General features: G+C 54.8%; 5 protein-coding genes and 1 pseudogene. All 6 read right to left on the bottom strand.

Annotated features, from left to right (window positions below; translation table 11 throughout):
* Window positions 1-1,662, bottom strand: a pseudogene (locus ACLD4K_RS19460) (autotransporter adhesin BigA); the annotation flags it as partial.
* 327 nt (window positions 1,663-1,989) lie between these two features.
* Window positions 1,990-3,363, bottom strand: coding sequence for a siroheme synthase CysG (cysG, locus tag ACLD4K_RS19455; RefSeq protein WP_411012355.1), 1,374 nt, complete (start codon window positions 3,361-3,363; stop codon window positions 1,990-1,992).
* A gap of 11 nt (window positions 3,364-3,374) precedes the next feature.
* On the bottom strand, window positions 3,375-4,184 hold the full coding sequence (gene nirC, locus ACLD4K_RS19450) for a nitrite transporter NirC (RefSeq protein WP_000493571.1): 810 nt from the start codon (window positions 4,182-4,184) through the stop codon (window positions 3,375-3,377).
* A 181-nt stretch (window positions 4,185-4,365) separates the two neighbouring features.
* The gene (nirD, locus tag ACLD4K_RS19445) at window positions 4,366-4,692 is read right to left on the bottom strand and encodes a nitrite reductase small subunit NirD (RefSeq protein WP_000084817.1); all 327 of its coding nucleotides are present in this window, start codon (window positions 4,690-4,692) and stop codon (window positions 4,366-4,368) included.
* Window positions 4,689-7,232 (bottom strand): NADPH-nitrite reductase large subunit, encoded by a 2,544-nt coding sequence (gene nirB / locus ACLD4K_RS19440; protein WP_350410621.1) that lies wholly within the window; start codon window positions 7,230-7,232, stop codon window positions 4,689-4,691. The genes nirD and nirB overlap by 4 nt, the downstream gene beginning before the upstream one ends.
* A 316-nt stretch (window positions 7,233-7,548) precedes the next feature.
* Window positions 7,549-8,730: an MFS transporter TsgA gene (gene tsgA, locus ACLD4K_RS19435; protein ID WP_000185268.1), complete on the bottom strand. Its 1,182-nt coding sequence runs from the start codon at window positions 8,728-8,730 to the stop codon at window positions 7,549-7,551.
* Between the last annotated feature and the right edge of the window lie 18 nt (window positions 8,731-8,748).

Below are 8,748 nucleotides of genomic sequence, written 5' to 3'. Positions count from 1 at the left end.
CATTTTTGCGCCAGTACCATTCAGGCTGACGTCGATATTCCCTTTATTATGAAAGACATTTCTTTCGCCATCGATCACAAAACCCACGGAATTTTCATCGCGGACGGTCGCGTTGCCGGTGTTTTTGATTTCGTTACCCGCCCCGTCAGTGACGATACCCGTCGCGCCGTTGGTGACCAGTATGTCACCTGCCTGGGTCAGGCTGCTGTTGTCGCCATTGATAACTACAGCGGCAGAGTCCGCGCCATCCACCGCGATATCGCCGGTATTGGTGATATGGGCGTCGTCGCCGTCAATTCGCGTACCGATGGCGCCGCCAGAGATAGTCTGATTACCTTCGTTGATAACGAGCGCGTTGTCGCCATCGATATACAGTGCCGTGGAGTCCGCGCCGCTGACGGTGGTGCTCCCGGCGTTATCGATAACCACGTTGTCGCCGGTAATGTGGCCGCCGGTGCCGCCATCGGTGATGGTCATATCACCGTCATTGTTGACGCGGGCGTTATTGCCGTCAATGACGGTGCCGGTGGAGCCTGCGCCGCTGATGTTAGAGGTACCGGTATTCTTAATCGTGGCGTTGTCGCCGTCGATGATGATGGCGGTGCCGCCGTTGCTCACGGTAATGTCGCCGGAGAAATCGGTGGTGGTTCCGTTGCCGGAAATCAGCGCGCCGGTGGCGTTGTCCACCGTTGAGTGGCCCGAAATGGTGTTGGTGGTGCCGTCGCCGGAGATAACCATGCCGGTGGCGCCGTCGGTCACACTGGAGTCCCCGGTGAGCGTGTTGACGGTTCTATCGCCAGAAATAATCACACCGGTGCGATCCTGGCCGCTGATATCCATGCCGCGATCGGAGTTATGCGCCTGGTCGTCGCCGCTGATAACTGTGGTTTCATCGTCGGCAATAATCAGATAGCCACGGCTGTCGTACTTCCAGTAGAGACCGTTTTCCTGGGTGCCCTCAATCACGGCGGCATTGGCGTCGGTCACGTCCCAGCCGGTGACGTTCAGCGTTTTGCCGTCTGCGGTGGTGAGCTGCCACTGGTTGTCCTGTTCTGAATAATTCCACACGGCACCCTCGAGAACGCTGCCGTTATCCAGTTTGAAGCTATCGAAGGCCAGGGTGTCTTTTCCTTTATCGATGGTGACGCCGTTGCTGAAGGTAATAACAGAGTCATCTGGGGGCGTGTCGTCGTCGTCAGGCGGGGTCACATCGTCATCGCCGCTATCATCAGGCGGGGTCACATCGTCATCGCCGCTATCATCGGGCGGGGTCACATCGTCATCGCCGCCATCATCAGGCGGGGTCACATTGTCATCGCCGCCATCGTCAGGCGGAGTGACGTTGCCGCCATCGTCAGGCGTAGGGGGGGTGTAAGAATGAGTGGAATCTCCGCCACCGTTATTTTCAACGCCAATAGCCACGCCCGCGGCCAGCGCAGCAACGCCGCCAGCAACCCAGCCCCAGTGATTATCTTTTTCAGGTAATGTAGCAAGGCAGGCCGGTGAGAGTTTTGCGCGTTTTTCTTTAGGCAGGGAGGAGATATTACTGGGACATTCTTTTTCATCATCATTATTCTCTGCGGCGATGGCCGGAATGTAATAACTTTGCAGCGTTAAAGCGATAGCGATAGAAATAAGTTTTTTCTTTTGCATAGGGCTCATCCTTAATTAATATTTCCTTGCGTACTAAACATATGCAGGTAGCGATACAGGCAATGATGAAATGGCCTGAAGAAAATTATGCTTTAGTGTTTATTTTATCACCCGATAACCAGGTCAGGTCAAATTGAATGTTTGATGGTATTATTTGTTACATGAATGAATAATGGGTGAATTTGACGAATAAAAGGGTTTATTACGCAATATTATTACTATTTAAATTCGTATGGTTTATTTAAAATGGATTGCTTAATTCACTTTTAAGTAAAAATAATTTGAGATTACGGGTAGTCGTAAAATAAAGCCCTGAATAACAGGGCCTTATTTTAATTAATGATTAGAGAACCAATTTAATTTATCGCGTAAGCCAACGACCCGGCCAACGATAATCAGCGCCGGGCTTTCAACCTGTTGCGCTAATTCACCGAGCTGCGTCAGCACACCGTGGACGACGCGTTGCTTCACGGAGGTACCGTTTTCTACCAGCGCAACCGGCATATCGGCCTGCATACCGAATGCGATCAGTTTTTCCTGGATAGTCGCTGCCTGATTAAGCCCCATGTAGAACACCAGCGTCTGTTTTTCTGCCGCCAGGTTTTCCCAGTCCAGCTCGCCGCCGGTTTTCAGGTGACCGGTGACCAGACGTACGCTCTGTGCGTAATCGCGGTGGGTCAGCGGAATACCGGAGTAGGCGGAGCAGCCGGAAGCCGCGGTAATCCCCGGCACTACCGAGAAAGGAATACCGGCATGGCACAGCGTTTCCAGCTCTTCGCCGCCGCGACCAAAGATAAAGGGATCGCCGCCTTTCAGGCGTACCACGCGTTTACCTTTTTGCGCTTCACGCAGCAGGATCTGGTTGATTTCCTCCTGTGGGACGCAGTGATAACCCGCGCGTTTCCCCACAAAGACCCGATCGGCATCGCGGCGTACCAGGTTCATAATGTCGTCGGAGACGAGGCGATCGTAAACCACGATATCCGCCTGTTGGATTTGTTGTAACCCTTTCAGCGTGAGCAGTCCGGCATCGCCCGGCCCCGCGCCGACCAGCACGACTTCGCCACGGTGATCCAGCGGTTCGCTAAACAGATGTTCGGTTGTCGCATTAACCGCTTTCTCATCGGCATTCGCCAGCGACTGCGCCAGCCGGTCATTGACGAAAAATTTTTCCCAGAAGCGACGACGTTCGCCCATCGTGGCAAACTGCTTTTTCACTCGGGCGCGGAGTTGCCCGGCATAGCGCGCGACCTGCCCCAGATGCTGCGGCAGCAGCGACTCCAGTTTCTCGCGCAGCAGACGCGCCAGCACCGGGGAAGTGCCGCCCGAGGAGACGGCGACCATCAGCGGCGAGCGGTCAATAATGGAGGGCATGATAAAGCTGGCGGCTTTCGGCGCATCCACCACGTTGCAGAAGATGCGGCGTGACTCCGCCGCTTCGCTGACGCGCTGGTTGACGGTATCGTCGTCAGTGGCCGCGATCGCCAGCCAACACGAGTCGAGAAGCGCTTCGTCGAACGGTCCCTCAACCAGAGTCAACATGCCTTCATTTGCCCATACGGTGAACTGTGGAATAAAGGCTAGCGCATTGACCGTTAAACGTGCGCCTGCTTCCAGCAGTAACCGTGCTTTGCGTTCTGCGACATCGCCACCGCCGACGATCAGACAGTCGCGGTCGCGTAATTGACAAAATATAGGCAAATGGTCCACGACATTACCCCTTAATTATTGGCAGCAGCCTCTGGCTGATTGATTTTTGCCGGAGCCGGACGCTCCGATTTCGGCGTAGCATACCAATAACCCAATCCCATGAACACGACGCCGGACAAAGTATTGCCCAGAGTGACCCATAACAGGTTGTGTCCGATTCCGGACAGGGTATAGGCGTCGCTGTGATGACCAAACCAGGAGAGGGCGAACAGCGTCATATTCGCGACGGAGTGCTCGTAGCCGGAAGCGATAAACGCCAGCAGGCACCACCAGATAGCAAGAAATTTCGCCGTGCCTTCGGTGCGGATCGCCATCCAGATTGCCAGACAAACCAGCCAGTTACACAGCGCGCCTTTGAAGAACAGTACCGTGGCGGGCGCGGTGGTTTTCGCCAGCGCGACTGAGTGAACGATGCTGGTATCGACCGGCAACAAACTGCCGCCGCCCCAGCTGTAAAGCAGGGCGACAAACACGGAACCAACCAGGTTGCCGAGCCAGGTTTGCGGCAGGATAGCCCACATTTGACCGTGGCTGATGGTGCCTGCTTTGACGCCCAGCGTCAGGAACATGGTGTGGCCGGTAAACAGTTCAGAACCCGCGATGATGACCAGCGTTAAGGCGATACCAAAGGTGGCCCCCATCACCAAAGGACGCACGGACGGGTCGAGCAGATTACCGAGGGTGAAAATAAGAATAATGCCGAGACCGACATAAGCCCCGGCCATTGCCGAACTGACCCAGAAGCCGAGCGGATTATTCGCCGACAGGCGTGCGATGCGCGCAGCGTTAGCCGCACACTTATTAATAGTGTCTGTAAACATTTGATTATCCTTGAAGTACAAAAAATAAAAAAATCGTAACCGTAGGCCGGATAAGGCATTTATGCCGCCATCAGGCAATGTGCTTTTGCAATTGCCTGATGGCGCTACGCTTATCAGGCCTACCAATAAAAGACCTACAAATACGTCAAAAAAGGGGAGGCGTTGCGCCTCCCAAAAATAATTAACCGCGCAACTGCACCACGCCGTCTTTTACCCGCGCGTCGTACTGTTTCACAGAGAACTGTTCGTCTTCCATGCACAGACCGTCGCTTAAACGAAAGCGCTGTTTTTTCAGCGGGCTGGCGACCCACAGTTCGCCCTGGTGTTCCGCAATCAGCCCACGAGACAGCACACTGGCCTCAAAGAACGGGTCGATGTTGCTGATCGCGAACACCTGATCGCTATGGTAAGGACGGAAAATCGCCACTTGCTCGCCGCCTGACAGCGCGCAGACGCCGGTTCCCGGCAGAATGTCATCGATTTTGCAGATGTTTTGCCACTGGCTCATGCGTTTTCCTCCACCAGAGTGACCGGGATACGTTCATACGGCGTGGCCGGTCGATGCTGTTCGCGTTCCGGAACAACCTGAACATTTGGGTCGCGCTTGTCGCTGTTGATAAAGTGTTTGAAACGAACCTGCGCCGCTGGCGTGTTGACGGTCTCCGTCCACTCGCAGACCACCGCTGCGCGCAGGCGCGCCATCTCTTCTTCCAGATGTTCGTTCAGACCCAGCTTGTCGTCGATGATGACCGATTTCAGATAGTCGATGCCGCCTTCCAGGTTATCTAACCACGGTGCGGTACGGGTCAGTTTGTCGGCGGTACGGATATAGAACATCATAAAGCGGTCGAGATACTTGAGCAGCGTTTCGCGATCGAGATCGGCTGCCAGCAGATCCGCATGACGCGGTTTCATGCCGCCGTTACCGCAAACGTACAGGTTCCAGCCTTTCTCAGTGGCGATGATACCGACATCTTTACCCTGCGCTTCCGCACATTCACGGGTACAGCCAGAGACGCCGAACTTCATTTTGTGCGGGGTGCGAATGCCTTTGTAGCGGTTTTCCAGCTCCACGCCGAAACCGACGCTGTCGCCCACGCCGTAGCGGCACCAGGTGCTGCCGACGCAGGTTTTCGCCATTCGTAGCGCTTTGGCGTACGCGTGACCGGTTTCGAAGCCCGCTTCAATCAGCTGACGCCAGATTTCCGGCAGATCGTCTTTTTGCGCGCCAAACAGACCGATACGCTGAGAACCGGTGATTTTGGTATAGAGGTTAAACTCGCGGGCGATACGACCCACGGCCACCAGACCTTCCGGCGTGATTTCGCCGCCCGCCGAGCGCGGGATCACCGAGTAGGTGCCGTCTTTCTGGATATTCGCCAGGAAGTTGTCGTTAGTATCCTGTAGCGGCGTGTGCTGCGGTTTGAGGATGTATTCGTTCCAGCACGACGCCAGCAGCGAACCGACGGTTGGCTTACACACTTCGCAGCCGTAGCCTTTACCGTGTTTCGCCAGCAGTTCTTCAAAGGTTTTGATACCTTCCACGCGGATTAAGTGGAACAGTTCCTGACGAGAATAAGCAAAGTGCTCGCACAGGTTGTTGTTGACTTCAATACCCTGTTTCGCCAGTTCGGCGTTCAGTACCTGCGTCACCAGCGGGATGCAGCCGCCGCAGCCGGTTCCGGCTTTGGTTTCCGCTTTCAGCGCCGCCACGGTATGGCAGCCTTTATTGATAGCGGCGATCAGATCGCCTTTAGTCACATCGAAGCAGGAGCAGATCTGCGCGCTGTCCGGCAGTTTATCCACGCCGATAGCGGGTTTACCACTGCCCGCGTGCGACGGCAGGATCAGCGAATCCGGGTTTTCCGGCAGTTCGATGGCATTCAGTACCAGTTGCAGCAAATTGCCGTAATCGCTGGTGTCACCGACCAGTACTGCGCCGAGCAGCGTTTTGTTATCTTCGCTGACAATAAGACGTTTGTAGACTTCTTTGCTTTCATCGAGGTAAACGTAGCTACGCGCGCCCGGCGTGCGGCCATGCGCGTCGCCGATGCCGCCGACGTCCACGCCCAGCAGCTTCAGCTTGGCGCTGAGATCCGCCCCTTCAAAGGCGTTTTCACTGCCGAGGATATGGTCAACGGCGACCTGGGCCATTTTATAGCCTGGTGCGACCAGACCGTAAACGCGGTTGTTCCAACTGGCGCACTCGCCGATAGCGTAGATATCCGGGTCGGACGTTTGGCAGGTGTCGTTAATCACGATACCGCCGCGCTGCGCGACGGCCAGACCGCACTGGGTAGCCAGCTTGTCGCGTGGGCGAATACCGGTAGAGAAGACGATAAAATCGACTTCCAGCTCGCTGCCGTCGGCAAAACGCATAGTCTTACGCGCTTCGTTACCCTGCTGAACAATCTCTTGCGTGTTTTTACTGGTGTGTACACGCACGCCCATGCTTTCGATCTTGCGACGTAGCTGCTCGCCGCCCATCTGATCGAGCTGTTCCGCCATCAGCATTGGCGCAAATTCAATGACGTGCGTTTCCACGCCGAGGTTTTTCAGCGCGCCAGCGGCTTCCAGCCCCAGCAGACCGCCGCCGACCACCGCCCCGCGCTTGCTGCGACGGGCGCAGGCTTCGATAGCGTTGAGGTCTTCAATGGTACGGTAAACGAAGCAATCCTGGGTTTCGGAGCCTTTAATCGGCGGAATCCACGGATATGAACCGGTCGCCATGATCAGCTTGTCATAATAAACGGTGCGACCCGCGCTGGAGTGAATCACTTTCTCCTGACGGTTAATGGTAATTGCGCGTTCGCCAACCAGTACCTTCACGCCGTGCTTCTCGTAAAATCCTTCACGCACCAGAGAGAGCTCTTCCGCGGTGTGGTGAGAGAAGTAGGATGACAGGTGGACACGGTCATAGGCTTTACGGGGTTCTTCACAGAACACGGTAATGTCGAACAGGCTAGCGTCGGATTTATCAAGAAGATCCTCAATAAAGCGGTGGCCGACCATACCATTACCGATAATAGCGAGTCTGACTTTGCTCATTTTTGCCTCGATTTCTTTTCTATTACCGCCTACCTTAACGATTCAGCAACCCCGCTTATTGATGTAAATCAAATTCACCTTTATATACCTCTTAATGGGTATATAGCTGATTTGTCTGAATTTTTATAAGTGGCGGAATTGTCAGGCTTTTCAGGTTTGTACAAATAACATACAAAATGAGGGGTTTTTAGACCAACAGGCCTACCTCGTCAGGGGGGGGGATAGAGTGCCGGAGGGCGATGTCGCCATCCGGCCTACCAACAGCTTACGCTATAGGCCGGATAAGACGCATCGCGTCGCCATCCGGCAATCATTATCAATGCGCCGCTGGCGAACTATGCTGGCGATGACGGGATACAAAGCCGAGCGCAAAGCACATCACAAAGACCACCGCATACAGACCATTCGCGGTGAGTAACGCCGCCTGTGGACCGCTGTGCGCCACAATCGGGCCGGTGACGACGAAGGTCAGCATCGTTCCGATAGTGCCGCAGGTCAGAATAAAGTTAACCAGCTTAGGCGAGGCCACTTTCGTTTGCTGCGATCCCAGCGTAATGATGGAGGTATAAATGGCGCTGGAGAAGAAGCCCAGCGTCAGAATAAACCACGGCATATGCGCCTGCGTGCCGGTAATAAACAGATACATCAGTACCGCCGCCATACCCGCCAGTACGGTCAGAATGCGTTGCAGATCGAAAAAGCGCAGGATAAAGCTGAACGCCCACATGCCGAACATATAGGACATCCAGAAATCACTCACCAGCGCCCCGGCATCATTCAGGCTCATGCCGAGGCCTTTGGCGTATTCCGGCACCCAGGAGATAAAGCCCAATTGACCGAGGATATAGCACAGCGCGGCGACGGCGAGAAACAGTACGCCAATGCCCCATTTTTCTTTGACGACAGGCGCCTGAGAGTGCTGCGCATGTTTACCCAGCGCCGGAAATTCACAGCCGAAGGTCAGGATGAAAATCGCCAGGTAGACCAGGCCGATGCAGGCGTAGACCCAGTACCACTCAATACTACGCGCCAGCAGGAAGGCGGCGACCATAGGAAAAATCATCCCCGCCATGCTGAAGAAGGAGTCAGTAAACAACAGTCGGGAACCGCGCTGACGCCCTTCATACAGCTGCGTAATCAGGAAGGTGCCAATTGACATGGTGATCCCGCTGACCAGCCCCAGCACAAACATCGCCGCTGAGAACAACGCCAGGCTGTGGCTGAACATCAGCCCGGCCACCGCCAACACCATCAGGATAAAACCAAAGCGTAGCTGTGTTTTCAGCGGGATGATTTCCATCAGCCACGCATTGAGGAAGATCGAGATCAAAATCCCGGCATTCAGGAAAGTAAAGGTGTTACTCATGCTGGAAACGGGCAGCTGAAAATAGTCTGCGATATTTCCCATCACCATCCCGGTGACAATCACTAGCGCCCCGGTCAGGGCGTAGGAAAGAAAGCTGATCCATGTGAGCTTGATGCGGTTGCTGTTAGTCATGTCTGGCCTTGAAGAGAA

The sequence above is a fragment of the Salmonella sp. 741265055_HSA genome, assembly GCF_046569525.1.
GTDB lineage: Bacteria > Pseudomonadota > Gammaproteobacteria > Enterobacterales > Enterobacteriaceae > Salmonella > Salmonella enterica.
The sequence above is the reverse complement of the archived record's forward strand: the minus strand, read 5'-3'. Positions and strand labels throughout refer to the sequence as shown.